This window comes from Microbacterium sp. NPDC080005, from assembly GCF_040702445.1.
Lineage (GTDB): Bacteria > Actinomycetota > Actinomycetes > Actinomycetales > Microbacteriaceae > Microbacterium > Microbacterium oleivorans_D.
Genome location: NZ_JBFBLD010000001.1, coordinates 786,921 through 812,251, shown reverse-complemented (window position 1 = coordinate 812,251; position 25,331 = coordinate 786,921). Strand labels below are relative to the sequence as shown.

The following is a 25,331-nucleotide window of genomic DNA, read 5'->3' as shown; positions in this document are numbered from 1 at the left end:
TCGGGAATGAATCCGATTCTCAGGCTCAGCGCGACGCCGGTGGCCTCCTAGAGGGCGGCGAGCAGAGGAACCAGCGCCTCGAACGCGCGGGCGCGATGCGACGTCGCGTTCTTCTCGGCGGCCGTCAGCTGCGCAGCTGTGCGTCCCTGCGCGTCGTCGGGCAGGAACACGGGGTCGTACCCGAATCCGTTCTCTCCCGCGGGAGCCTGGGCGAGACGGCCCGGCCAGACGCCCTCGACGACGTGCTCGTCACCGCCCGGTACGACGAGGGCGATCGTCGAGACGAACTGCGCCGTGCGATGCGGGCTCGCGATGTCGGAGAGCTGGTCGAGGAGCAGTTCGTAGTTCGCGACGCCGTCCTTGCGATGCCCCGCCCAATAGGCCGAGAACACACCGGGCGAGCCGCCGAGCACGTCGACGCTGATGCCGGAGTCATCCGCCATGGCAGGCAGGCCGGTGTGGGCGGCGGCAGCGCGCGCCTTTATCAGCGCGTTCTGCGCGAAGGTCACCCCGTCCTCGACGGGCTCCGGTCCGTCGTACCCGACGACCTCGAGGTCAGGCCGCGTCGCCGCGACGATGGCGCCGAACTCCTCGACCTTGTGCGCGTTGTGGGTCGCCAGGACGATGCGGCTCACGCACGCTCCTCCGCCAGCGCGGCGAGCTGGATGTCGCGCAGGTCGCCGCATCCGTTCACTCCGAGCTCGAGCAGCGCGTCGAGTTCGCGCTTGTCGAACGGCGCGCCCTCCGCCGTGCCCTGCACCTCCACGAACAGACCGCGCCCGGTGACGACGACGTTCATGTCGGTTTCGGCACGCACGTCCTCGACGTACGCGAGATCGAGCATGGGCTCCCCGTCGATGATTCCGACCGAGACCGCCGAGACCGAGTCGAGCAGCGCCTTGGCGTTCTTGCCGACGAAGCCCTTCGCCCGACCCCACTCGATCGCGTCGGCGAGGGCGACGTGGGCACCCGTGATCGCCGCCGTGCGGGTGCCGCCGTCGGCCTGGAGGACGTCGCAGTCGATGACGATCGTGTTCTCGCCCAGCGCCTTCGTGTCGACGACGGCGCGGAGCGCACGACCGATGAGGCGGGAGATCTCGTGGGTGCGACCACCCACCTTCCCCTTGATCGACTCGCGGTCGTTGCGGGAGTTCGTCGCTCGGGGGAGCATCGCGTACTCGGCGGTGACCCACCCCTTGCCCTTGCCGGTCAGCCAGCGCGGCACGCCGTTGGTGAAGGATGCCGTGCACAGCACCTTCGTCCCGCCGAAGGAGACGAGGGCGGATCCTTCGGCGTGCGCGCTCCAGCCGCGCTCGATGGTGACGGGGCGCAGCTGGTCGACGGCGCGGCCGTCCGCTCGTGTCGTCTCGGTCATGAGGTCTCCTTGGGTAGGTCGATGGCGCCGGTCTGGACGAGACGGACGGTGCTGACACCGCGTCCCATCAACCGGTCGGCGAGGCGGAGGAAGTCCTCTGCGGAGTCCCCCGTCGCTTCGTACACGTGTGTGGGTTCGGCGTCCGCCCCTGCCAGCAGGTCGCGCGAGACGAGCTGACGGTAGACGTCCTTGGCGGTCTCGGTGTCGCTCGAGACGAGCGACACGTCGGGGCCCATCACGTAACTGATGGCACCCTCGAGGAACGGATAGTGGGTGCAGCCGAGCACCAGGGTGTCCACCCCGGCGTGACGCAGCGGCGCGAGATACTCCTCGGCGACGCGCAGCACGTCCGGCGTGTCGGTGATGCCCGCCTCCACGAAGTCCACGAAACGCGGGCACGCCTGCGCGAAGACGCTCAGCCGCTCATTGACGCCGAGCATGTCCTGGTAGACGCCCGAACCGATCGTCCCCGCCGTGCCGATGACCCCGATCCGACCGTTGCGCGTCGTCGAGATGGCGGTGCGGACGGCGGGACCGATGACCTCGACGACGGGGACGTCGTAGCGCTCGCGGGCATCGCGCAACAACGCCGCCGACGCCGTGTTGCAGGCGATCACGAGCATCTTGACGCCCTCTGCGACCAGGGCGTCGAGCACTTCGAGGCCGTAGCGTCGCACGTCGGCGATCGGTTTCGGCCCGTAGGGCGAGTGTGCGGTGTCGCCGATGTAGAGGACCGACTCCCTCGGCAGCAGCTGCGAGACGGACCGGGCGACGGTGAGACCGCCCACTCCGGAGTCGAAGATCCCGATCGGTGCGTCCGTCACGATCGTCCAGCCTAGTCTCGCGCGGGGGCGCGTTCGCGCGTGGATAGAGTGACCGCATGGGCATCTCCACGGCGCTGCTGACCGATCGCTACGAGCTCACCATGCTGGACGCCGCGCTCCGCGACGGCACCGCCAGCCGGCGCTGTGTGTTCGAGCTGTTCGGTCGTCGACTGCCCGGCGGGCGCCGATTCGGAGTGGTCGCGGGAACGGGGCGACTGCTCTCCGAGCTCGCCGACTTCCGCTTCGACGAGGCGGAGCTGGCCTTCCTCCGGGACAACCGCATCGTCAGCGCCGAGACCGTCCGCTACCTCGAGGACTACCGATTCCGCGGGACGATCAGCGGGTACCGCGAGGGCGAGCTCTACTTCCCCGGCTCGCCCATCCTCACGGTGGAGGGCTCGTTCGCCGAGGCGGTCATCCTCGAGACCCTCGCCCTGAGCATCCTCAACCACGATTCCGCCGTCGCCACCGCGGCAGCCCGCATGAGCATCGCCGCGGGTGACCGTCCTCTGGCCGAGATGGGCTCGCGACGCGCCGCCGAGCGGTCCGCTGTCGCCGCTGCCCGCGCCGCCTACATCGCGGGTTTCTCCGCGACGAGCAACCTCGAGGCGGGGCGTACGTGGGGAATCCCGACGATGGGCACCGCCGCCCACGCGTGGACCCTGCTTCACGACACGGAAGAGGACGCCTTCCGCAGCCAGATCGCGGCTCTCGGGACCGACACGACCCTCCTCGTGGACACGTACGACATCCGCCAGGGCGTCGAGACCGCGATCCGTGTCGCGGGTACCGGCCTCGGCGGCGTGCGCCTGGATTCCGGTGACCTTCCCACCGTCGCCGCGTCCGTGCGCGAACAGCTCGACGAGCTCGGTGCGACGAGCACTCGCATCACCGTGACGAGCGACCTCGACGAATTCGCGATCGCCGCGCTGGCGGCATCCCCCGTCGATGCCTACGGCGTCGGGACGTCGGTCGTCACGGGGTCGGGCACGCCGACGGCGGGGATGGTCTACAAGCTCGTCGCCCGCCAGGGACAGGACGGCGGATGGGTCTCCGTCGCGAAGGCGTCCACCTCGAAGGCGTCGGTCGGGGGCCGCAAGGCGGCGTTCCGCACGCGCGTCGACGGCGTCGCGACCGGCGAGCTCGTGGCGATCGCCGCCGGCTTCGACGACCTCGACACGCCCGCTGCGCACCCGGACGCCCGACCTCTGCAGGTCCTTCTCGTCGGGGAGGGGTCAGCGGATGCCGCCGCCCTGGGCCCGTCGGGCGTGACCGCCGCGCGGGAGCACCACCTCCGTGTCCGGGAGGAGCTCCCGGTGACCGCCCTCGCTCTCAGCCGGGCCGACCCGGCTCTGCCGACGGTCTACGAGGTCAGCGAGGCGTAGATCTCCTTGCACGTGGGGCACACCGGAAACTTCTCCGGGTCCCGCCCCGGAGTCCACTTCTTGCCGCACAGCGCGCGGACCGGCTTCCCGGTGATCGCCGACTCGAGGATCTTGTCCTTCTTCACATAGTGCGAGAACCGCTCATGGTCACCCGGCTCGATGGACTCCTCGCGGATCAGCTCCTCGAGTTCGCGGTCGAGTGTGGCGAGGCCGCCCTGATCCGGGCTGTCGATCGGCGTGCTCATTCCCCCGAGTGTACTGCGGGTCGGGCGGGCACGGCGGGGCGTCAGAGGGTTTCTGCGAACTCCATGATCCGGCTCGTGCGACGCTCGAAGACCACCCCGCCGATCACGATTCCCGCTGCCAGGACAACGGTTCCGACGACGATTCCGCTCCAGAAGGATGTCCAGGCAGCCTGTTCGTCTCCGCCCAGGGCAAGCCACGCCGTCCAGAGAGCAGGCATCGACAGGACGATGGCGCCGAACAGGACCGCGGCTTGCGCGGCGGAACCCCCCGTGCGCTGGGGTTGCTCGAACGGCCCCTCCCCCGGACGGGACACCGCGTACGGCGCCGCAACCGATGCGATCGAGCTCAGCCCCAGCCCCGTGGCGAACAGCGACACACAGACACCGACGAGAGCGGGGAGGACCGCCCATCGTCCATGCACCCAGACCGCAGCCGTCACCGCGAGTGCCAGCAACGGCACTCCCATGAGCAGCACCGGCACGAGCCGGCCGGCACGGTCGGCCACACCTCGGACGCCGGCCGAGATGTGCAGCCAGACGCCCGTCGAGTCGTAGGCGACGTCGTTGTGCACCAGCCAGCCGAGGAAGAGCGCGAGGATCGGCGGCGGGATGAGCGCCACCGTCTGCAGCGGTACTCCGACGACCAGCAACGGGAGCACGATCAGGACGGAGGCGATCGGGACGATCACCACGTTCGCGAGATGCCGCGGGTCGCTCGACCAGTAGACGATGCTGCGTGCGGCGACCGCGCCGCCCGGAGTTCCCGGCATGACCGCGAACCACCCGAGGCCGCGACGTTCGCGCATCGACACCTCTCGCTCCGTGGCGCTCATCATGACGCCGACGAGCAGCCGCCACGTCGCGGCCAGAGCGATGATCGTCGCGAGCGCGACGAGGATCGAGACGATCAGGGCGCCGCCGGAACGAAGCGGGATCGCCGCCGCCGCCCCGAACGGCGTGACGGCGAGCACCTGAGCCGCCTCAGCGAGCTGCGAGGGCAGCCCGCCGGACCACTCGAGCGAGAACGCGAACACCGCCACCGGGATCACGACGATGGCCGCCGCCGTCACCATCAGCCCCGTGAGCTGCGGCGACCGGCGATCGCGGAGCGCGACAGCGGAGACCGCCATCGCGCACCGAGCCGCAAGCGCCGTCGTGGCGACCAGCAGGAGCGCGGCGAGGACCGCGAGGGCCGCCGGCGCTCCGTGACCGGTCCACGCGACGATCATCGCGACGGCCACGGCGATCACGACGAGCCCGGGAAGTCCGAGAGGGGATGCCGCCATCACCGACCACGCGACCGTGCGCGGATCCGCTCCCGTCACGACGAATCGGCGCGGATCCAGGGGGTCATCGGCACCGGTGAAGAGCGGGACGAGGAGGAAGCCGCCCACCAAGAGCGAGCCGCCCACGACGATGAGCGTCGCCGCATCGGCATCCGGGACACGATCGAGTCGGACGAGCGCGACACACACCGCCGCCACCGCGACCGCGAGGACGCCGAAGGCCGCAAGACGACGGACGAGCACCATCGGACGCGCATTGAGCGACCCCGCGAGCAGCGCCAACCTCAGTCGGAGTACGTGTGCAACCACTCCAGGCCTTCCACGTCGCTGAGACCGCCGGAGAGTTGGACGAAGCGCTCCGCAAGGGTGTGATCGCCGCGCACGTCGTCCACGGAACCCTGAGCGAGCACCTGCCCGGCCACGATGACCGCGACGCCGTCGCAGACGCGCTCGACGAGCTCCATCCCGTGACTCGACAGGATCACGGTGCCGCCTCGCGAGACATAAGCCGTCAGGATGTCGAGGATGACCTCGCTCGAGACCGGGTCGACGGCTTCGAAGGGCTCGTCCAGCACGAGGAGTCGAGGCGCGTGGATCATCGCGCCGGCGAGCATGATCTTCTTCGTCATGCCGGCGGAGTAGTCGGACACGGGCCGGACGAGTGCGGCCGTCAGATCGAAGGCGCGGGCGAGGTCCTCGGTGCGCTCGGCGACGACGGCCGGGCGGAGACCGCGCAGGACGCCGTAATAGTGGAGAAGCTGCCGACCGGTCAGGCGATCGAACGTCCGCAGGCGATCCGGCAGGACACCCATGAGCGCCTTCGCGGCCCGGGGATTGCGCTGCAGGTCGACCCCGCCGACCACGATCGACCCCGCGTCCGGTCGCAGCAGACCGGCGATCATCGACAGAGTCGTCGTCTTGCCCGCACCGTTCGGCCCCACCAAGCCGTAGAAGGTGCCCGCGGGGATCTCCAGATCCACCGCGTCGACCGCTCGAGTCCGACCGAACGACTTCGACACCTGCGTCAGAAGCAACGCCGGCGCAGGAGCGTCGTCGGAATCCGCGACCTCGTCGACGGCGAGGACCGCTGTCGCCGGCTCCTCAGCCGGCGGGAGATCTGCATCAGGCTCAGGCTCAGGCTCAGGCTCCGGCTCCGGCTCCGGGGCAGGCTCAGGCTCAGGCTCGAGCTCCGGCTCCGGCTCCGGCTCCGGCTCAGGCTCAGGCTCAGGCTCAGGCTCAGGCTCAGGCTCAGGCTCCGGCTCCGGCTCCGGCTCCGGCTCCGGCTCAGGCTCAGGCTCCGGCTCCGGCTGCGGGGCAGGCACAGGCTCAGGGTCCGGGGCGGGTTCCGGGTCGACTGCCGGGGGCGCGACGTCGAGGTCCGACCCGGGCGCCACAGCGGCGTCTCTGTCGTCGAGGGCCGGATCGCCCCTTGGGTCTTCGACGTCGGGGACCGCGGCATCCGAGGTGATGACCGGATCGGACGACGGCGCGTGCGAAGAAGGCTCGACGACCGGGAGGCCTTCTTCTAGGCGGGCCGCCGCAACCGCCGCGGGCACGTCGGGTTTGGGGGGAAGCGGCGTCGTCTCGTCGGTCGAAACGGGAGGCGGCGACGGAACCGCAGTGGCGGCGCCGGACACGGGAGCCTTCTTGCGGGGCGGTCGTGTCTTGGGAGGCGTCACCCCTTAAACCTAGCAAGCCGGACTGGCCGACCCTCAGGCGTTATCCCCGACGTCGCACTATCACGAATGCACAACGGCAGGCCAGGATACGGGCCCTTTTCAGGTGACACCGATAGCATTTCAGACGGCACGAAGATGTGTCTTTCCGATGTACGGACAGTGACCACATCGTCAGGAGCACCACGTGACCAAGATCGTCATCCTCGCAGCCGGTATGGGCTCGCGGCTCGGCCGGAGTCTGCCCAAGCCGCTGACCGCGCTGAGCGACGGTCGCAGCATCATGGGTCAGCAGCACGACAACATCCACGCTGCCTTCGGCCCGAAGGCGCACATCACGACGGTCGTCGGCTATCGCGCGGAGACGATCGTCGAAGCGTTCCCCGACGTCGATTACGTGTACAACGACCGGTACGACCAGACCAACACCTCGAAGAGCCTTCTGCGCGCGCTCAAAGCCACCGGCAAGTCGGGTGTCCTCTGGATGAACGGTGACGTCGTCTTCGATCCGCGTGTCCTCGGACGCGCACTCGCCTTGATCGAGGCCGAGCAGTCCTTCGTCACCGTCAACACCTCCAAGGTGAGCGACGAAGAGGTCAAGTACACGGTCGACCAGAACGGCGACATCGCCGAGCTCTCCAAGACCGTGGTCGGCGGCCTCGGCGAGGCTGTCGGCATCAACTTCATCTCTCGCGCTGACAAGCCCGCGCTGATCGCTCAGCTGACGCAGGTCGACAACCAGGACTACTTCGAGCGCGGCCTCGAGCTGGCGATCGCCGACAACGGTCTGAAGCTGCGCCCGCTCGACATCTCCGACCTCTACGCTGTCGAAGTCGACTTCGCAGAGGACCTCGACCGGGCGAACCTCTACGTCTGAGACAGGGAACGACGCGTCCGACCGCGTCGTCAGATCCGCCATGAGCGATGTGCCGCGCATACACTCACTCCCCGATGACGCGCCGTGGGTGGGCGGTCTTCCTCCCGAAGGCTCCCCGGAGCATCCGTGGATGATCCGCGTGCTGGACCGGGTGCTCGCCGTCCAGCGGCCGGCCGTCCTCGCCCACTTGCGCGCGATCCGCACTCGACACCCGCAGGCAGGGCCGGCGGAGATCGCGCGCATCCTCGAGCGTCGCTATCTCGCCGCCGTCACGACGGGGGGAGCCGCTGTCGGCGCCACGGCCGTTGTCCCGGGCATCGGCACCGGGGTGACACTCGCGCTCAGCGGGGCTGAGACCGTTGGCTTCCTCGAGGCGACGGCCCTCTTCGCTCAATCACTCGCCGAGGTTCACGGCATCCGCGTCAACGACCCCGACCGGGCGCGTGCACTCGTCCTGACGATGATGGTCGGGCGCGAGGGCGTCGACTTGGTGAGCCAGTTCGCCCGCCAGGTCAGCGGCACAGGCCCCACCCGCGACGCGTATTGGGGGCAGATGATCACGACCTCTCTGCCACGTGCGGCGGTCGGACCGCTGATCGACCGTCTCAAAGGAGCGTTCCTCCGACGGTTCGCCGCTCAGGGCAGCGCGTCGCTCCTCGGACGGGCCCTGCCCTTCGGAATCGGAGCTGTCATCGGCGGCGGAGGCAATCACCTCCTGGGACGCCGAGTCATCGTGGGCTCCCGGCGCGCCTTCGGGCCGGCGCCGGTCAGCTTCCCCGCCGAGCTGGCGACGGTCGAGCCGCGCCGGTCATTGCGCGTCCGCCGGAAGGCGCGCGGCGCCGAACCCGACCTCGACCGGTAGCGTGGCCGCGTGCTCGCGCTCCTCATCACGCTCCTCATCATCAACGCGCTGTTCAACCTGCTCGTCTGGCCGACCTTCTTCCGTCGTGTCGCGCGCGACGCCCGGGCCCGCGACTCGCAGGGTCGCCCCACCAGGTTCCTGATCGTGCACGCGGTCCTCATCGGTGTCGCCCTCCTTCTCGCGGTGGCCTCCTCGATCGCCGCGATCCTCGCCGCGGCCGGCGTCGGCGCCTGAGCCGGGCGGGTCTGCACACCGGGCCCGCGGCGCGCAAGTGGTGTGGACGGCCGGCGAACAGTGACTAGCGTTGACGAGTGGTCACGACTCCCCCGCAGCAGCCGTCCGGCCGGATCCAGAGCCTGGACGGGCTCCGCGGGGTCGCTGCGCTCGTCGTCCTCCTGCACCACTGGCTGCTGATCGCCGAACCGCTCCTCGAAGGAACGGTCAGCTGGGCGGTGATCTCCCAGTCCCCGGTGAAGCTGTTGACCGCGGGGAACGAGGCTGTGCTGGTCTTCTTCGTTCTCTCCGGACTGGTGGTCGTCCTCCCGGTCTTCCGTGAGAACTTCTCCTGGATGGGGTTCCTCTCGGCCCGCGTCGTCCGTCTCTACGGCCCGGTCATCGCGTCCCTCGCACTCAGCGCGATCCTCATCCTGCTGGTGCCGCGCGACCGCTCGAGCATGCCGGAGGGGTCCTGGATGGCGGAGACCCACGCAGACAGCGTCGCGGTCGGGTCGTTCCTCTCTCAGGCGTCGCTCGTGCCGCGACAGTATCCCCTGAACAACCCCCTGTGGTCGTTGCACTGGGAGTTGCTCTACTCGATCGTGCTACCGCTGGCCACCGCGCTCGCGCTCCTGGTGCGTCGACACGCCCTCACGGCTGTCATCGTCTGCTGCGCGCTGAGCGTCGTCGGGCGCCTCTTCGAACAGAGCGAGCTGCTCTACTTCCCCGTCTTCGTCATCGGCACCATCATGGCGGCGCGTATGCCCGACCTGCTCGCCTGGGTCGAGCGCCCGAGGCCGCGGTGGTTCATGCCCCTGTTCACCGTCGTGAGCGTCCTCATGCTGATCGGCAGTTGGCTCGCCCGGCCGATCTTCCCCAGCGGGACCGACCTCAACCATCTCCTGTGGGCCTTCGCCGCGCCGGGCGCGGCCGGGATCGTCCTCGTCGCCCTCGCGTGGGGGCCGGCCATCCGACTGTTCGAGACGCGCCCGATCCAGTGGCTCGGCAAGATCTCCTTCAGCCTCTACCTCGTCCACGTCCCCGTGCTCGCCACACTCGCATTCGCCTTCGGTTCCGAGGCCTGGGCCCTCGTCGGCGCGCTCGGTGTACCCCTCAGCCTGCTCGTCGCCTGGGGGTTCTACGAGGCGGTCGAAGCTAGAATGCACAAGGCGGCGCGACGCGTTCACCGAGCAGTTGCGGCGCGAGCGCGTCGCCGGGCCGGAGAAGTCGCGCCCTGACCTGCCGTCGACGAGAGCACAGCACCCCTCATGCGTTCGCCCCTTCCGCCCGCCGTCACCCGCGCCGTCCGATCGCTGCTCACCCGCGCGAAGCGCGTGCCGACCTCCGAACTGATCGCCTGGGCACGGTCGCGACCCATCCAGTCCCGGACCGTCCTGTACGAATCGTTCGCAGGCAACGGCGCGCTCTGCAATCCGGAGGCGATCTTCCGGGCCCTCCTCGCTGACCCGGAGTTCGCCGATCTCACGCACATCTGGGCGATCAGTGACGCGGACGCCGCAGCCGCGCTCCGTGCGGAGTTCGAGGGGGACCGGCGCGTCGTGATCGTCCGTCGCGGCAGCGGCGCCTATTGGCGCGCGGTGTCGACCGCCGGCTACCTCATCAACAACGCGACCTTCCCTCCCGCGTTCAGCAAGCGGGTCGGACAGGTGTACCTGAACACGTGGCACGGCACGCCGCTGAAGCTGATGGGCTTCGACATGCCGGGGGGCGCGCGGGAATCCGCCAACACCCTCCGCAACCTGTTGAACGCCGACTATCTCCTCGCCGCCAACCCGTTCATGGCCGAGACGATGTACGAGGACGCCTATCAGCTGCGCAACGTGTACCGCGGCGCCATCATCGAGGAAGGCTATCCGCGCATCGATCGGCAGCGGATGTCCGACGTCGATCGTCGGCAGCGCATTGCCGACCTCGGCGCGGCTCTCGGGGTCGACCTGACCGGCAAGCGCATCGTGCTGTTCGCACCCACCTGGCGCGGGAGTTCCTTCCAGGCTCCGGACGCCGATCTCGCGCACCTGGCCGATCAGGCCGCTGGACTGCAGCGCGCCCTGGGCGATGACTCGATCGTGCTCCTGAAGACGCACCAGGTGGTGCACCGCGCGGCGAGCGGCATCCCCGCGCTCCGTCGCCTTCTGGTACCGAACACGACTCCGACGAACGTCCTCCTCGGCCTCGCGGATGCACTGGTCACCGACTACTCGTCGATCTTCTTCGACTTCCTCGCGACGGATCGCCCGATCGGCTTCCTCGTCCCCGACGGCGACGCCTACGGCGCCGAGCGGGGGACCTACATGCCGCTCGACCAGCTCCCCGGTCCCGTGCACACCGCCGCCGAGGCGCTCGGACGCGACCTCGCACCGCTGATGGCAACGGGAGCCGACGCGCACCCGCGGTACGCGGAGTGGGCCCGTCGCTTCGTACCCTACGAGGACGGCTCGGCCACCTCCCGGGTCGTCGACATCGTGTTCCGCGGGCGCACAGCCGACCGCCGCGTCCGCCCCGTGCGGCGCGATGAGCGCCCTCGCCTGCTCTTCTACCTCGGAGGGATGCGCCTGAACGGGATCACGACCGCTGCCGTGAACCTCCTCAATTCCCTCGACCCCGAGCGATACGACGTCACGGCGCTGATGGCGTTCCCCCGAGGAGGGACGACGAAGCACAACCAGTCCCGCCTGGACCCCGGCATCCGGCAGGTCTTCCGCCTCGGCGGGATGAACGGATCGAAGGCTCGACAGATCATGCGTCGCGTCGCCGACGTCAGCACCGACCCGCTCCGTGCGCACCGGCGGCTCGGGCACCGAACGCTGTGGCGGGACGAATGGACGCGCATCTTCGGGTCCGCCAAGTTCGACTGGGTGGCCGACTTCAGCGGATACAGCCCCTTCTGGGCGCACCTGATGCTGCACTCACCGCGCGCGGTGCGGGCGATCTGGCTGCACAACGAAATGGCGGCCGACCGCGATCGCACCGTGAACGGCAAGCAGCCTTTCCGCCGTTCGCTCGGTCGCGTCTTCGCGATGTACCGCGCCTACGATCAGCTCGTCTCGGTCTCGCCCGCTCTCACCGACCTCAACCGGGCCGAGCTGGCGGAGTACGCCCCGAGCGACCGCTTCGTCACCCTCCGGAACCTGCCCGACCTCGTCTCCACGCCGGCGCTCGACGAACGTGATGAGGAGGGCGAGGAGCCCGAGGAGGACGCCGCGCTGGGCGAGACGCTGGACGCCGCGCTCGCTGTGCCCGGCATCCGCCGATTCATCACCGTCGGGCGGCTCTCGACCGAGAAGAACCATGCCCGACTGATCCGGGCCTTCGCGATGCTGTCCGCCACCGACCCCGACACGCAGCTGCTCATCGTCGGTGGCGGCCCCCTCCGGACGGAGCTGGAGCAGCAGGTGCGTGACGCCGGCCTCACCGGTCGCGTGATCCTGACAGGACCGCTGCGCGATCCGGCATCCGTCATGCGGCGCTGCGACTGCTTCGTCCTCTCGAGCGACTACGAGGGCCAGCCGATGGTGCTGATCGAGGCCGCTCAACTCGGGCTGCCGATCGTGTCGACCGCCTTCGGCTCGGCTCGCGGCGCCCTCCCCGGGGACGACATGCACATCGTCGACCGCGACGACTCGGCCCTCGCCGCGGGCATGGCGGATTTCCTCGCGGGTCGGGTCGCCCCGGCATCCCTCGATGTCGGGACCTACACCTCCGAGGTCCTCGCGCAGTTCGACACCCTGGTCCCCCGCGCGCCTGCGTCCCACGGCTCTGCCGCGCGATCCTCGGGCACTCCGTGACAGTCGACGCGCCCGTTCCCGTGCCCGGATCGGGTGTCACGTTCGTGATGCCCGTGCTCAACGAACGGGACTACCTCGAGCGCGCCGTGCAGACCGTCCTGCAGCAGGATGTGGACGGACCTGCGGAGCTGATCCTCGCGTTGGGTCCGTCGACGGACGGCACCACGGAGCTCGCCCGGCGACTTGCGGACGAGGACGACCGCATCCGACTCGTCGACAACCCGCGTGCGGACATCCCGGTCGCCCTCAACCTCGCGATCCGCGCTGCCCACCACCCCACGATCGTGCGCGTCGACGCCCACTCCGAGCTCGCGCCGGGGTACACCCGTCGTGCGCTCGCCACCCTGGAACGCGCCCGCGCCGCGAACGTCGGAGGGGTGATGCGTGCCGACGGACGCACGCCGTTCCAGCGCGCCGTCGCGATCGCCTACAACTCCCCCATCGGTCTCGGCGGGGGGGCGTACCACGTCGGCGCACCGGAAGGTCCCGCCGAATCCGCGTACCTCGGGGTCATGCGGCGCGAGGTACTCCAGCAGGTCGGGCTGTTCGACGAGACCATCCGCCGTGGTGAGGACTGGGAGCTGAACCTCCGCATCCGGCGCGCGGGGTACCGCGTCTGGTTCGATCCGGAGCTCGCCGTCACCTATTGGCCGCGGGAGAGCTGGGTGCGACTGGCTCGGCAGTTCCTCGCGACCGGAACGTGGCGCGGCGAGCTCGTGCGCCGCTTCGGGCGGTCGAACTCGCTGCGGTTCTTCGCTCCGCCGGCGCTGGTCCTCGCCGTCGTCGCGAGCGTCGTGGTGGGTGTGCTGCAGGGTGCGGGCATCGTGGGAGGCGCACTCTCGGCGGTCCTGTCCGTGTTCCACCTTCCGCTCGCCCTCTACGTCCTCGGCATCGTCGCCGTCAGCCTCATCGCGGGTCGAGCACTGCGGGAGCGGTGCTGGCTCCTGGTCGTCCTGCCCACGATGCACCTCGCGTGGGGCGCCGGGTTCCTCGTCGGTCTGGTGCGGGGGGCGAAGGACACGATCGACACGTCGCGGCTCGATCGCAACACTCCGCTCCCCTGACCGGTGCGGTCTCAGTCCCGCGCGATCATCCCCTGATCGAGCAGACGTGCGACGACACGCTCGGCGGCGCGCCCGTCGTCGCGGGCATTGAAGCGGGCTGACCACGACTCGTACCGGTCCGCGAACCGCTCCGGCACAGCGGGGTCTGTGAGAGCCGCCGTCAGATCCTCCTGCGTCATGGCGACGGGCCCCGGCGCACGCTCGGCCAGGTCGAAGTAGAACCCTCGCAGCCGACCGCGGTAGTGCTCGAGATCCGGGACGAAGAAGTAGACCGGCTTCCCGGTGGCCGTGAAGTCGAACATGACCGAGGAGTAGTCGGTGATGAGCGCGTCCGCCGCGAGCAGGAGCGCCGAGATGTCGGGGTACCCGGTCACGTCGATGACGCGATGACCGCTCGCGTCCGAGCCCGGTAGGAGCGTCCGGGAGTGTCCGCGGACGAGGACGGTGGCCTCGGCATCCCGCGCCAACGCCTGCAGGTCGAGGAAGTCGACCATCTGATCCCTGTCGTCCCGCCACGTCGGGGCGTAAAGGATCACCCTCTCCTGTTCGGCGACACCCAGTCCGCGACGGATCGCGGCTCGATCGCCGGTGAGGAGGACGTCGTTACGCGGGTACCCCTCCACCCAGACGGGACGGCGACGGAAGGCGTATGCCGCGCTCAGGATGCGGGCGGCATAGGGGTTCTGCGCGAGCAGCACGTCCCACCGCCGGCTCTCCCGGAGGACGGCGAGAACCCGACGGGGGTCGAACCCCGGCCGGTCCAGTGCGAGCCGCTTGAGCGGTGTGCCGTGCCACGTCTGCAGGACGTGCTGGCCCGGTCGCCGGACGAAACGACGACGCAGCCAATCATTGACGACGAGCAGCCTCGCCGCGCCGCGCGCACGCCACCATTCCGGTGACCCCTCGACGACCGCCACCCCACCCGTCGGCACCTCTACGGATCGGTCGACGACGCTCCAGTAGCGGGTGACGGTCGGGGCGACCCGCGCGATCTCCTCGTCGATCGCGCGAGGGTTGCAGCTCGCGTTGCGTCCGTAGAAGCTCTCGAAGAAGACCGCGTTCTCGAGGTCGCCGGTGCCCTCCGCATACGCGCGCTCGAGCGCAGCCTGACCCGCGGCGGTTCCGTCCACGTCCGACAGCGGCGGGCCCACGATCAGCTCTCGACCTCGGATCTCGACGGCGACGTCCTCCCCTAGAGTGCGTCGCATTGGCGCGAGTTCCGGCGCGGACGACCCTGTGAGGTCGAGTTCCAGGCGGTAGTTTCCGCTCGGGAGGGCGCGCTCCGCTCCTCCCCACCGCGACACCCGCAGCGGCAGCACGGCGCGCCACCCGGCATCCGTACGGCTGACGACCGCGTCGGACGACGCTCGAGGGCCGACCGCGCGCACGCCGGCGGGGACGGCGCCGGTACCGTCGAGGGCCAGTCGGCCGCCGGGGAGGAGGGATACCTCGATCACGGCTGCCTCCTCGTCCGGGTCGTCGTCGCAAGCCCACGCCGGATGGCGCCGTAGACGCGCTCCGCGTTGCATCCGTCGCGGAACGCGTGCACGCGTGCGCTCAGTGCCTCGGCGCGGGCAAGCCGGCGCGCGCGCTCGACGTCATCGGTGAGGACGGTGGCGACCTGCGTCATGACCCCTGCCCAGTCCGTCGCGACGTCTTCCCCGGCCACGTCGCGGTATCGCCCGTAGAAGCCGCGCTCCACGGCGTAGCGGTCCTCGTCGGGTGCGAAGAAGACGACCGGCAGCGGAATGAGCGCGCTGTCGTACGCCAGCGACGAATAGTCCGTGATGAGCACGTCGAGGGCGGGAAGCGCGGGGGTCACGTCGGCCAGCAGGTCCGACCCCAGAAGACGGATGCGTCGGTTCGACGTCCCGGAGCGGTACTCCCCTGCGCCGAGCGGATGCGATCGCACCAGCAGCACGGCATCGAGACGCTCCAGCGCCGCGCCGATCATGTCCCATTCGGCGGTGGACGGAACCGCCGGGTCCGTCTCCCCGTCGCGCCAGGTCGGCGCGTAGAGCACGATCCTCGCGCCGTCGAGCGGGCCGACGAGCCCCTCGACATCGGCCCGTGCCTCTGCCGTCTCGCGACCGCTCGACAGCACGTCCACGCGAGGCTCGCCCGTGACGAGGACCTGCTCGTGACCGAGGCCGAAGGCCGATTCCAGTCGGCCGCGGACCAGGTGCGACGCGGCGGGGAGCACGCGGATGCGCCGCTGCGTGCGCCGGTAGGCGATCTGCAGGAGTCGGCTCAGTCCCGGCACGGGGAACGGAGCGCGCGCCGTGACCGGGGAATCGAGTCCCAGCCGCTTCAGCGGGATGCCGTGCCACAGCTGGACCAGGTAGGACCCGGACGTGGCGTAACGGTTCACGTCACCGGAACCGTGGGTGATGACGACGACGCGGGCGCGCGCCGTGAGCCAGAAGCCACGAAGTCCGCGCTTGGGCGCCGAGGGCATCCCGGCACGTCGCGCAGCGTCGGCATCCTTCTCCGTCCCGGTCAGCCAGACGGCGCGTTCTCCCGCGGCGCTGGCAACCTGCCACAGCGCGAGGGCACCCTCCCCGATCCCGATCGAGGAACCGAACACCCACAGATCGCGCGAGCGCGGGATCACCCGGGTGGCCACGACGCCCAGGACGTGCAGCGGGAGCCTCATCACCTGGGCGGCATTGCCCGACGCGAAAGAGAACGACCCCACCCCGCGAGCCTATCGCGGGGTGGGGTCGTGCTCCGGATGCTGCTACTCGGTGAGCTCGCCGAGTGTCACGTCGGCGCTCAGCGTCTTGCCGTCCCGGACGTACACGAGACTCGCCTTCGCGCCGGCGGCCAATGCGCGCACCTGCGCCGTGAGGTCGGTCGCGTCCCGCACCGGGACGCCGTCGAACTCGGTGACCACATCGCCGGACTTCAGTCCAGCCTGGGCCGCGGCGCCTCCCGAGGTGACGTCACTGATGAGGGCGCCGGCGATGTCACTGTCCTGCGCGTCCGCGGCGTTCCCGACCATCGCGCCGAGCAGGCCGTGTGTGGCGGAGCCGTCCGCGATGATCTCGTCCGTGACGCGCTTGACGATGTTCGACGGGATGGAGAATCCCACACCGATCGATCCCGCCTCGCTCGAGGAGGAGGATCCGCCGCCGGCCGTCGCGATCGCCACGTTGATGCCGATGAGGTCGCCCTTGTCATCGACGAGTGCGCCGCCGGAGTTGCCCGGGTTGATGGCGGCGTCCGTCTGGATGACCGCGATGGAGATCGTGCCCGACGACCCCGAGCCGCCCTGCTGGCCCTGGCCGAAGTCGAACTGGAAGGGTGACTCTCCGTTCTGCCCCTGGTCCTGCTGCTGCTCGCCCGAGTCCGGCACGGCGGAGGAGGCGATCTGGATGGAGCGGTTCAGCGCGCTGACGATACCCGTGGTCACGGTGTTCGCCAGGCCGAGGGGGGCGCCCACGGCGACCGTCGTGTCGCCCACATTGAGTTTGCCCGAGTCGGCGAAGGTGATGGGCGTGAGCCCGCTCGCGCCCGTCAGCTTGATCACCGCGAGGTCGTAGATCGGGTCGGTCCCGACGACCTTCGCGTCGTAGACCTTCCCGTCGGAGGTGGTCACGCGCAATGCGACGTCGGAGCTCGCGCCGTCCAGCGTCACCACGTGGGTGTTGGTCACGATGTAGCCGTCGGAGGTGAGGACCACCCCGGAGCCGGTGCCGCCGCCGTTCGAGGACGTCGCACTGATCGTGACGACGCTCGGGAGGGTCTTGGCTGCGATGCCGGTGGTCTGGTTGACCGTGTCGGGGTCGTTGACGGTGACCGTCGTCGATCCCTGCGACACCACGGAGCCGCCGTCGGCGGCGAACATGTCGTTGCCGATGGCCGCGCCGCCGAGCCCGGAGACCGCGCCGACGATGGCGGCGGCGACGAGGACAGCGACGATCTTGCCGGAGCCGACCTTCGCCTCAGTGGTGCGGGAGGCGTGCGTGTCGGTCGGCTGCGCACCGAAGCCGGCGCCCGCGGCGTGGTGGCCGGACGTCTGGGGGTGCTGTGTCGTCTGCGGCGCGTGGGCGAACCACCCGTTCCCCGGGTACGGGGCGCCGGTCTCCGGCTGGCCGGCCGTGCCGGGAGCGGGGTGACCGGTGGCACCCGAGTCGGGCAGCGGCGGACGCGGCGGCACAGAGGCGCCGGACGTGTTCGGGTCGGGGGTGTTCGAATCGCTCATGGGACTGCTCCTTCTTCGAGGCGACTTCAGAGTGCTCCCGGAGTCTGTGGGCCAGCTATGCCGACCCTCCGATCAGCCTATGGGAGTGGATGACGCCCGGGGTCGTACCGGGTGTCGTCGGCGCGAGCGGACGGTACGCTGGGCCGGTGCTGCACATCCCCGGTGCCTGGCAACGCGCAGCCCGCGGCGCCGGCCTCCTCGCCCCCGACGGAATGCTGGCCCCGACGATCTTCGCCGAGATCACCGCCGCGGCTGTCCGCCATGACGCCGTCAACCTCGGTCAGGGCTTCCCTGACGAGGACGGACCCGCCGAGGTCCTGGACGCCGCGATCCGTGCCATCCGCACAGGGATGAATCAGTACCCGCCGGGCCGCGGCATGCCGGTCCTCCGCGAGGCCGTCGCGGATCACCAGCGCCGGTTCTACGGAATCGACCTCGATCCTGAGCGGGAGATACTGATCACCGCCGGCGCCACGGAGGCGCTGACCGCGACCCTTCTCGCCCTTCTCGACGGCCCCGACGACGAGGTCGTCGTCTTCGAGCCGTACTACGACTCGTACGCCGCAGCGATAGCTCTCGCCGGCGCGCGACTCGTCCCCGTTCCGCTCCGGTGGCCGGCCCTGGAGCCCGACCTCGGGGATCTCCAGGCGGCGGTGAGCGACCGGACGCGGGTGATCCTCGTGAACGACCCGCACAACCCGACGGGCACGGTCTTCTCCGCCGAGGTGCGCGGCGAGATCCTGCGCCTCGCCGAGCTTCACGACGCCCTGATCGTCACCGATGAGGTGTACGAGCACCTGATCATGGAGGGGACGCACACCCCGATCGCCACTCTGCCCGGCGCCGCCGAGCGCACCCTGACGATCTCGTCCGGCGGCAAGACGTTCCGGACGACCGGCTGGAAAGTGGGCTGGGTCAGCGGTCCGGCCGATCTGATCGACGCCGTCCTGGCGGTGAAGCAGTATCTGACATACGTGAACGGCGCTCCGTTTCAGCCCGCAATCGCGGTGGGGCTCGGACTGCCCGACGTCTATTTCGAGGATCTCGCCGCGACGCAACGCGAACGGCGCGATCTCCTCGGCAGCGGCCTGATCGCCGCCGGCTTCGACGTCTCCACTCCGGCGGGGTCGTACTTCACGGTCGCCGACGTCCGGCCTGCGCTCGAGTCGGGCGAAGATGCGGCGGACTTCTGCCGTGCCCTCCCCGAGCGGGCCGGCGTCGCCGCGATCCCGCTCACGGCTTTCGTGTCGGACGACCACCGCGCGGAATACGCGAGTCTCGTCCGTTTCGCGGCATGCAAGCGGACGGACGTCATCGCCGAGGCCGCGCGTCGCCTGGCGGCTTCCGCAGGCTGACCGCGCACCGTCCAAGCACCGTCAGGCGCGGGGGGCGACCGTGTACCGCCGCAGCTTGAGTGCGGGGTTCACTCGTCGCACCCGGTCGACGACTCCGGCGTCGATGTAGGCCACCGCCACGTCGGTCGCGGTTCCGATCGACGCCACCGGGACCCCCAGCGGGTCGATGACGAGGGAGTGACCGACGCCGAGCGGGGGCGGATGATCGGCGCCCGCGACGTAAAGCGTGTTCTCGATGGCACGTGCCTGCAGGAGCGTGCGCCAGTGATCTTCCTTCAGCGGCCCCCGCACCCACTCGGCAGCCACGAGGACGACCTGTGCACCGGTGTCGGCGAGGGTGCGGGCGACCTCGGGGAATCTCAGGTCGTAGCAGGTCATGAGGGCGAAACGGATGCCGCCGACCTCGAACGTCTCGGGCGCCTCGATCGTGCCCGGCTCCACCCAGTCCGACTCGCGCTGGCCGAAGGCGTCGTAGAGGTGCAGCTTGCGGTAGCGCGCGACGACGCCGTCCGCACCGACCGCGACGACCGTGTTGCGGACGCGATCACCGCTCGAGGCGCGCTCGACGAGACCGGCGACGATGTGGAGCTCGTGCTGGCGGGCCAGTCCGGCGAGGGCGCTCACGAACGCACCGTCGAGGCTCTGGGCGTGGGCCGCGAGGGACGCGTCGAACGGGTCCACGAAGTAACTGGAGTACTCGGGGAACAGGACCACCCCAGCCCCGCGGTTGCGCGCACGTGAGACGAGGTCGGCGATGGCGTCGAGATTGGCCGCCTCGTCGGCGGACGGGGCGAACTGGGCGACGGCGAGGCCGAGCGGAGCGACGGTCATGGAGTCCTTTCCGAACGACGGCGCGTGATGAGCGGGACGAGCAGCCACAGCGCCAGGATCACGCCGGCGAGGGCGACACCCGAGATCCAGGATGCCGCACCGCCGACCACGACGTCGAACACGAAGGCGACGACCCCGACGAGCAGAGCGGACACCAGCACGAGGGCTCCGATCATGCAGACGTGCCCGAACCGGACGATCACCGGCTTGGCGCCACGGGCGAAGAGGAGCCGATGCACCGAGACCGGTGCCAGCGCCACGACGGCGCTGAGGGCGGAGAGGACGACGAGGACCAGGTAGCCGAGTCGCTGCGCGGATCCCAGATCGGCGAACGACGGCTGGAACGCCAGAGCGAGAAGGAACCCGGTGAGGATCTGCGTGCCGGTCTGCAGCACCCGCAACTCCTGGAGGACTTCGCTCCAGTTGCGGTCGGCGCGCTCGTCGCGCGTCTCATCGCGACCGTCGGGCCGGGCATCGGCGGTGGCATCGGTGTCAAGGCGGACCATGAACCCATCCTGCCGACGGCGTGGCCGTTCACCGGACCGATTCGCGCACCGCCAGAAGCCGTGCTAGAGTTTTCTCTTGTGCCGCGGGGTGGAGCAGCTCGGTAGCTCGCTGGGCTCATAACCCAGAGGTCGCAGGTTCAAATCCTGTCCCCGCAACAAAAAGAAGAAGGCGTTCCCTCTCCGGAGGGGGCGCCTTCTTCGCTTTCCGGGTCATCCAGGCCTGCGTCAGTCGGGCAGCATCGCTCGCTCCATGTCGGCGAGGAAGCGCACGATGGTGCGGAGCTCGTCATCGGAGTACGGTCCGGTCGCCTCCTTCATGCGCCGGAGGCGTTCGCCGAAATGGCGGCGGAAGGTGGAACGCGCTTCGTCGGTCAAGGCGACGACACGTGCACGGCGATCGTGCGGGTGCGGCTTGCGCGTGAGGTATCCGTCCGCCGTGAGGCGATCGAGGAGCTTCGTCGTCGATGCCGTCGAGATCGCAAGATGCGTCGCAAGATCGTGCGGCTTGACCACCTCGCCGTGCTGCTCGCGGATGATCAGCATCCGCAGGGCCGCCAGGTCGGTCGTGTTCATGTCCATGTCGCCGCGCATCGAGGCGTACATTCGGTCCAAGGCGTCCGAGAAGGCGCGGACGGCCTCCAGGGCACCGAGCACCACGGCATCGCGTTCATTGCTCGGAATCCATGGTTCCGCCACCATTGGACACCTTTCCGGTCGGTCTGTAGCATGTCGAGTGATTGCTAGATAATCTAGCAAACTACGGGAGGAATCGTGTCGGACATCGAATACGTCGTTCTGCTGGACGATGACGGACGCGAGATCGGCACGGCTCCGAAGGCTAGCGTCCACGGTACGGACACCGCACTGCACCTGGCATTCTCCTGCCACGTCTACAACACCCGCGGGGAGCTGCTCGTGACGCGCCGCGCACTGGGCAAAGCCGCATGGCCGGGGGTCTGGACGAACTCGTTCTGCGGACACCCCGCCCCCGCCGAGCCCGTGATCGATGCCGTCCACCGCCGCGCCGCGTTCGAAGTGGGACTCACTCTGCGCGACGTCTCCCTCGCGCTCCCCCTCTTCCGCTACCGCGCCACCGACGCCTCCGGCATCGTCGAGCACGAGATCTGCCCCGTGTACGTCGCGTACACCGATGACGAACCGCACCTGAACCCCGACGAGGTCGCCGAGGCTCGCTGGGTGGACCCCGCCGACCTGGACGCCTCGATCACGACGACACCGTGGGCCTTCAGCCCGTGGCTCGTCCTGCAGGCACAGCAGCTCGAGCTGTTCGCTCCGCACGAGCAACGGAGGGCCTCGTGATCGCCCTGCCGTCGTCTACCTGGCGCGAGATCGACGACGCGTTGGACGTCGCCCTCGAGCGACTGCGGGTGCGATCGGCGGCACTGGGCGAGGCCTCCGCCGCGCTCGGTGACGCCACCGCGGCCTCGGCCACGGGGGGCAAGCGCCTCCGGCCCGCGCTCGTCGTCGCCGCGTTCGAGGCATTCGGCGGCGACACCGGTCGCTCCCCCGGCCTCTGGCGGGTCGCCGCCGCCTTCGAGCTGCTGCACGCCGCGTTCGTCGTGCACGACGACCTCATCGACGGCGACGTCGAACGGCGCGGCATCCCGAACGTCGTCGGGCGCTTCCAGGAACGGGCCCGTGCCCGAGGCGGCGACGCCGACGAGTCGCGCCTGCTCGGCTCGGCTGCAGCGGTGCTCGCCGGAGATCTGCTGCTGTTCGAGGCCACGCGACTGATCGCGACGGCGCCCGTGACGGCACCCCAGCGAGCGGCGTTGTTCGTCCTGCTCGATGACGCGATCCTGGTCTCGGCGGCAGGGGAACTGGCGGATGTCGAACAGTCCATCGGCGCGGACCTGCCGCCGACGGACTCATTGCTGCGGACGGCGCGAGACAAGACGGCGTTCTACTCGTTCCAGGCCCCCCTGGCCGCGGGTGCCCTCCTCGCCGGTGCGAGCGACGACGAGCGCGCCGCCCTGGAATCGGCGGGTTCCGCCATCGGCGTCGCCTTCCAGCTGGCCGACGACCTGATCGGAACCTTCGGCACGCGGGCCGAAGCCGGGCGCGAGCCCGGCGCGGACCTGCGCGCATCCAAGCGGACCCCGCTGATCGCGATGGCGGCCGAGACCGAGGCGTGGCCGCAGGTCGCGTCCGCCCTCGCCCTGGCTCCCACCGGCCCGATCGCGATCGAGCAGGCTCAGCGCGAGCTCACCGCGAGCGGTGCGCGCGAGCGGACCGTCGAGATGATCGCGCAGACCCTCCGCTCCGCACGCAACCTCGCCGCGGACGCCGCGCTCCCCCGGGACGCCGTCGTCCTCCTCGCCGCACTCGCCGCCGCCGTGGAGGATCGCATCCCGCGATGACCGACACGCTCTACGACGAGACGGCCGTCGCGGCTGCCGCATCCGTCATCCGTGCCTACTCGACCTCGTTCGGATTGGCGACGAGCCTCCTCGGTCCCCGAGTGCGGCCCCACGTGCGCAACGTCTACGCGCTCGTGCGCGTCGCCGACGAGATCGTCGACGGTGCGGCGTCGGCGGCGGGCGTGCCGGAGGACGAGCAGCGCGAGGTCCTCGATGCCCTCGAGACCGAGACCTACGCGGCGATCGATCGCGGATTCAGCGCCAACCTCGTGGTCCACGCCTTCGCACGGACGGCCCGCGAATGCGGCATCGCCCGGCGGCACATCGAACCGTTCTTCTCGTCCATGCGCACCGATCTCGAGCGCGCCGAGCACGACGACGCCTCGCACGACGACTACGTCTACGGATCCGCCGAGGTCGTCGGCCTGATGTGCCTGCAGGTGTTCGTGAACGCGGGCGCGCCCGCACCGCGCGACCCCGAGCCCGTCCTCGTCACCGGCGCGCGCCGCTTGGGCGCCGCCTTCCAGGACATCAACTTCCTCCGCGACCACGCCGACGACGCCGGACGGCTCGGGCGGGACTACCTCGGCGTGGCCGACGGTGCCGCACGCCGGCGCGAGGTCCTCGCCCGCATCGACCGCGACTTGGATGCCGCGGCCGCGACGATCCCGCTCCTGCCCCCCGACTGCCGTGTCGCGGTGGCCACCGCGCACGGGCTGTTCGCGGAGCTGACCGAACGGCTCCGCAAGACGGAGGACCTGAGCGTCCGCGTCCGCGTCCCCACGCCGGTCAAGGCCGCCATCGCGGCTCGCGCCGCGGTCGCACACCGTCGCACGTCTTCCCGCCACACGACACGACAGAACCGGAGACCTTCCGAATGAGCCGGAGCATCGCGATCATCGGCGGCGGCATCACGGGCCTCGCCACCGCCGCACTCCTGGCCGACCGAGGCGATCACGTGACCGTCTTCGAAGCCCTGGACGACGTGGGCGGACGCGCCGGCAGCTGGGAGAAGGACGGTTTCCGCTTCGACACGGGCCCGAGCTGGTACCTCATGCCCGAGGTGTTCGACCACTTCTTCGCGCTTCTCGGGACGAGCGCCCACGAGCAACTGGATCTCGTCCGACTGGACCCGGCCTACCGCGTCTACCACGAGGGCGAGCCCGCCCCCTTCGATGTCGTGTCCGGGCGGGATGCCGCCGTCTCCGCCTTCGAGGGCCGCGAACCCGGCGCCGGCGCGAAGCTCGCGACCTACCTCGACTCGGCCGCGGAGATCTACGACCTCGCGGTCTCCCGATTCCTGTACGACCCCTACGTGTCGCTCAAGGGCCTCGTCCACCCCGACGTTCTCCGCAAGCTCGGAACCCTCATCCCGCTGCTGCTGCGTCCGCTCTCGGCGCACGTCGAGAGCCGGTTCGCCGACCCGGTCCTGCAGCAGGTGCTCGGCTACCCGGCGGTGTTCCTCGGCGGCTCGCCCTACGACGCTCCGAGCCTGTACCACCTCATGAGCCACCTCGACCTCGACGACGGCGTCCTCTACCCGCGCGGCGGGTTGGTGCAGGTCATCCGTGCGATCGCGCGTCTGGCCGAGGGCCGCGGCGCGGAGATCCGCACCGGCAGCCGGGTCGAGCGCATCCTCACCGAAGGCGGGCGGGCCACCGGCATCCGCCTCTCCGACGGCACCGTCGTCACGGCCGACCATGTCATCTCGACCGCGGACATGCACCACACCGAGACCGCGCTGCTCGAGCCGGAGTCGCGGTCGCGCACCGAGGCGTGGTGGGACAAGCGCACGCCGTCGTTCGGCGCGCTCCTCATCCTGCTCGGCGTCGAGGGTGACCTCCCCGAGCTCGAGCACCACACGCTGCTGTTCACGAAGGACTGGAAGGCCAACTTCGACGCGATCTTCGGCGAGGCCGCGTCGGCCGGCATCCCGGACCCGGCGTCGCTGTATGTCTGCAAGCCGAGCGCGACGGACGGCGACGTGGCTCCGGCCGGCCACGAGAACCTGTTCGTGCTCGTTCCGATGCCCCCGGCGCCGGAGATGGGACGCGGAGGGGTCGACGGGGCCGGGGACGCCCGCATCGAGGCGGCCGCCGATGCCGTGATCGCCCAGATCGCCGACTGGACGGGGGTCGCCGACCTCGCCGATCGGATCCGTGTCCGGCGGACCATCACCCCCGGCGACTTCGCCGCGGACTTCGGTTCGTTCCGCGGGGGCGCGCTCGGGCTCGCGCACACGCTCCGTCAGTCGGCGATGTTCCGCCCCGGCCTGCGGTCGAAGGTCGACGGCCTGCTGTACGCCGGCCAGACCGTCCTCCCCGGAGTCGGCTTGCCGATGTGCCTCATCTCGGCGGAGCTCGTCGTGAAGCTGCTCGACGGGGACGCGTCCACGGGTCAGCTCGCCGAACCGGCACACGCGGAGAGCTGAACGC

At 70.2% G+C, this 25,331-nt stretch carries 24 protein-coding genes and 1 tRNA gene; 13 read left to right on the top strand and 12 right to left on the bottom strand.

What is annotated here, in order from left to right; genetic code table 11:
- Positions 1 to 47 precede the first annotated feature (47 nt).
- From rdgB to murI, 3 genes are read right to left on the bottom strand one after another with little or no spacing between them, the layout of a single operon-like run.
- Positions 48 to 686, bottom strand: coding sequence for an RdgB/HAM1 family non-canonical purine NTP pyrophosphatase (rdgB, locus tag AB0259_RS03830; protein ID WP_366220545.1), 639 nt, complete (start codon positions 684 to 686; stop codon positions 48 to 50).
- Positions 632 to 1,375 carry a ribonuclease PH gene (gene rph, locus AB0259_RS03825; RefSeq protein WP_366220547.1) on the bottom strand — a complete coding sequence of 248 codons (744 nt, stop codon included), beginning with the start codon at positions 1,373 to 1,375 and terminating at the stop codon, positions 632 to 634. Before rph ends, rdgB begins: the two co-directional genes overlap by 55 nt.
- Complete coding sequence (gene murI, locus AB0259_RS03820; RefSeq protein ID WP_251580363.1) at positions 1,372 to 2,199, bottom strand: glutamate racemase; 828 nt, start codon at positions 2,197 to 2,199, stop codon at positions 1,372 to 1,374. The genes rph and murI overlap by 4 nt, the downstream gene beginning before the upstream one ends.
- A gap of 56 nt (positions 2,200 to 2,255) precedes the next feature.
- On the opposite strand from murI, the gene AB0259_RS03815 reads away from it, so the two are divergent.
- On the top strand, positions 2,256 to 3,584 hold the full coding sequence (locus AB0259_RS03815) for a nicotinate phosphoribosyltransferase (RefSeq protein ID WP_366220549.1): 1,329 nt from the start codon (positions 2,256 to 2,258) through the stop codon (positions 3,582 to 3,584).
- On the opposite strand, the gene AB0259_RS03810 is transcribed toward AB0259_RS03815, so the two are convergent.
- The 3 genes from AB0259_RS03810 to AB0259_RS03800 are packed head-to-tail and all read right to left on the bottom strand — an operon-like array spanning position 3,563 to position 6,794.
- Positions 3,563 to 3,829 (bottom strand): DUF3039 domain-containing protein, encoded by a 267-nt coding sequence (locus AB0259_RS03810; protein WP_064001855.1) that lies wholly within the window; start codon positions 3,827 to 3,829, stop codon positions 3,563 to 3,565. The two genes, AB0259_RS03815 and AB0259_RS03810, sit on opposite strands and share 22 nt — an antisense overlap.
- Positions 3,830 to 3,870: 41 nt before the next feature.
- Positions 3,871 to 5,424, bottom strand: coding sequence for a hypothetical protein (locus tag AB0259_RS03805; RefSeq protein ID WP_366235769.1), 1,554 nt, complete (start codon positions 5,422 to 5,424; stop codon positions 3,871 to 3,873).
- Positions 5,400 to 6,794, bottom strand: a complete 1,395-nt coding sequence (locus AB0259_RS03800; RefSeq protein WP_366220554.1) for an ABC transporter ATP-binding protein — start codon at positions 6,792 to 6,794, stop codon at positions 5,400 to 5,402. Before AB0259_RS03800 ends, AB0259_RS03805 begins: the two co-directional genes overlap by 25 nt.
- Before the next feature lie 184 nt (positions 6,795 to 6,978).
- On the opposite strand from AB0259_RS03800, the gene AB0259_RS03795 reads away from it, so the two are divergent.
- The 6 genes from AB0259_RS03795 (at position 6,979) to AB0259_RS03770 (ending at position 13,616) form a co-directional block, all read left to right on the top strand.
- Positions 6,979 to 7,668, top strand: coding sequence for a phosphocholine cytidylyltransferase family protein (locus AB0259_RS03795; RefSeq protein ID WP_308222245.1), 690 nt, complete (start codon positions 6,979 to 6,981; stop codon positions 7,666 to 7,668).
- 40 nt (positions 7,669 to 7,708) lie between these two features.
- Positions 7,709 to 8,530 carry a hypothetical protein gene (locus AB0259_RS03790; RefSeq protein WP_251580359.1) on the top strand — a complete coding sequence of 274 codons (822 nt, stop codon included), beginning with the start codon at positions 7,709 to 7,711 and terminating at the stop codon, positions 8,528 to 8,530.
- 9 nt (positions 8,531 to 8,539) lie between these two features.
- Positions 8,540 to 8,764 carry an SCO4848 family membrane protein gene (locus AB0259_RS03785; RefSeq protein WP_251580358.1) on the top strand — a complete coding sequence of 75 codons (225 nt, stop codon included), beginning with the start codon at positions 8,540 to 8,542 and terminating at the stop codon, positions 8,762 to 8,764.
- Positions 8,765 to 8,841: 77 nt separating this feature from the next.
- Entirely contained in the window at positions 8,842 to 9,984 is a 1,143-nt protein-coding gene (locus AB0259_RS03780; protein ID WP_366220556.1) for an acyltransferase, read from the top strand.
- A gap of 30 nt (positions 9,985 to 10,014) precedes the next feature.
- A complete protein-coding gene (locus tag AB0259_RS03775) occupies positions 10,015 to 12,552 on the top strand; it encodes a glycosyltransferase (RefSeq protein WP_366220557.1) in 2,538 nt (845 codons plus the stop codon).
- Positions 12,549 to 13,616 (top strand): glycosyltransferase family 2 protein, encoded by a 1,068-nt coding sequence (locus AB0259_RS03770; protein WP_366220559.1) that lies wholly within the window; start codon positions 12,549 to 12,551, stop codon positions 13,614 to 13,616. Before AB0259_RS03775 ends, AB0259_RS03770 begins: the two co-directional genes overlap by 4 nt.
- Before the next feature lie 11 nt (positions 13,617 to 13,627).
- On the opposite strand, the gene AB0259_RS03765 is transcribed toward AB0259_RS03770, so the two are convergent.
- The 3 genes from AB0259_RS03765 to AB0259_RS03755 are packed head-to-tail and all read right to left on the bottom strand — an operon-like array spanning position 13,628 to position 17,823.
- Positions 13,628 to 15,073: a CDP-glycerol glycerophosphotransferase family protein gene (locus tag AB0259_RS03765; RefSeq protein ID WP_366220560.1), complete on the bottom strand. Its 1,446-nt coding sequence runs from the start codon at positions 15,071 to 15,073 to the stop codon at positions 13,628 to 13,630.
- Positions 15,070 to 16,314, bottom strand: a complete 1,245-nt coding sequence (locus AB0259_RS03760; RefSeq protein WP_366220562.1) for a CDP-glycerol glycerophosphotransferase family protein — start codon at positions 16,312 to 16,314, stop codon at positions 15,070 to 15,072. The genes AB0259_RS03765 and AB0259_RS03760 overlap by 4 nt, the downstream gene beginning before the upstream one ends.
- A gap of 42 nt (positions 16,315 to 16,356) precedes the next feature.
- Positions 16,357 to 17,823 carry a trypsin-like peptidase domain-containing protein gene (locus AB0259_RS03755; protein ID WP_366220564.1) on the bottom strand — a complete coding sequence of 489 codons (1,467 nt, stop codon included), beginning with the start codon at positions 17,821 to 17,823 and terminating at the stop codon, positions 16,357 to 16,359.
- Positions 17,824 to 17,969: 146 nt separating this feature from the next.
- On the opposite strand from AB0259_RS03755, the gene AB0259_RS03750 reads away from it, so the two are divergent.
- Positions 17,970 to 19,178 carry an aminotransferase class I/II-fold pyridoxal phosphate-dependent enzyme gene (locus tag AB0259_RS03750; RefSeq protein ID WP_366220565.1) on the top strand — a complete coding sequence of 403 codons (1,209 nt, stop codon included), beginning with the start codon at positions 17,970 to 17,972 and terminating at the stop codon, positions 19,176 to 19,178.
- A 21-nt stretch (positions 19,179 to 19,199) separates the two neighbouring features.
- Here the strand turns inward: AB0259_RS03750 and AB0259_RS03745 are convergent, their stop codons facing one another.
- Both AB0259_RS03745 and AB0259_RS03740 read right to left on the bottom strand, forming a co-directional pair.
- Positions 19,200 to 20,009, bottom strand: coding sequence for a carbon-nitrogen hydrolase family protein (locus tag AB0259_RS03745; protein WP_366220566.1), 810 nt, complete (start codon positions 20,007 to 20,009; stop codon positions 19,200 to 19,202).
- Positions 20,006 to 20,515: a DUF6328 family protein gene (locus AB0259_RS03740; protein WP_366220567.1), complete on the bottom strand. Its 510-nt coding sequence runs from the start codon at positions 20,513 to 20,515 to the stop codon at positions 20,006 to 20,008. Before AB0259_RS03740 ends, AB0259_RS03745 begins: the two co-directional genes overlap by 4 nt.
- Before the next feature lie 82 nt (positions 20,516 to 20,597).
- Between AB0259_RS03740 and AB0259_RS03735 the strand changes: the two genes are divergently transcribed.
- Positions 20,598 to 20,671 (top strand) — tRNA-Met (locus AB0259_RS03735).
- A gap of 69 nt (positions 20,672 to 20,740) precedes the next feature.
- Here the strand turns inward: AB0259_RS03735 and AB0259_RS03730 are convergent.
- The gene (locus tag AB0259_RS03730; protein ID WP_366220569.1) at positions 20,741 to 21,214 is read right to left on the bottom strand and encodes a MarR family transcriptional regulator; all 474 of its coding nucleotides are present in this window, start codon (positions 21,212 to 21,214) and stop codon (positions 20,741 to 20,743) included.
- Between the two features lie 72 nt (positions 21,215 to 21,286).
- Here AB0259_RS03730 and idi point away from each other — a divergent pair, with 72 nt between their 5' ends.
- Genes idi through crtI form a run of 4 tightly spaced genes read left to right on the top strand, consistent with a single transcriptional unit; the run spans position 21,287 to position 25,327 of the window.
- On the top strand, positions 21,287 to 21,835 hold the full coding sequence (gene idi, locus AB0259_RS03725) for an isopentenyl-diphosphate Delta-isomerase (RefSeq protein WP_251580347.1): 549 nt from the start codon (positions 21,287 to 21,289) through the stop codon (positions 21,833 to 21,835).
- Positions 21,832 to 22,896 (top strand): polyprenyl synthetase family protein, encoded by a 1,065-nt coding sequence (locus tag AB0259_RS03720; protein ID WP_251580346.1) that lies wholly within the window; start codon positions 21,832 to 21,834, stop codon positions 22,894 to 22,896. Before idi ends, AB0259_RS03720 begins: the two co-directional genes overlap by 4 nt.
- Positions 22,893 to 23,777, top strand: a complete 885-nt coding sequence (locus AB0259_RS03715) for a phytoene/squalene synthase family protein (RefSeq protein WP_366220571.1) — start codon at positions 22,893 to 22,895, stop codon at positions 23,775 to 23,777. The genes AB0259_RS03720 and AB0259_RS03715 overlap by 4 nt, the downstream gene beginning before the upstream one ends.
- Positions 23,774 to 25,327, top strand: a complete 1,554-nt coding sequence (gene crtI, locus AB0259_RS03710) for a phytoene desaturase family protein (protein WP_366220572.1) — start codon at positions 23,774 to 23,776, stop codon at positions 25,325 to 25,327. Before AB0259_RS03715 ends, crtI begins: the two co-directional genes overlap by 4 nt.
- Positions 25,328 to 25,331 lie beyond the last annotated feature (4 nt).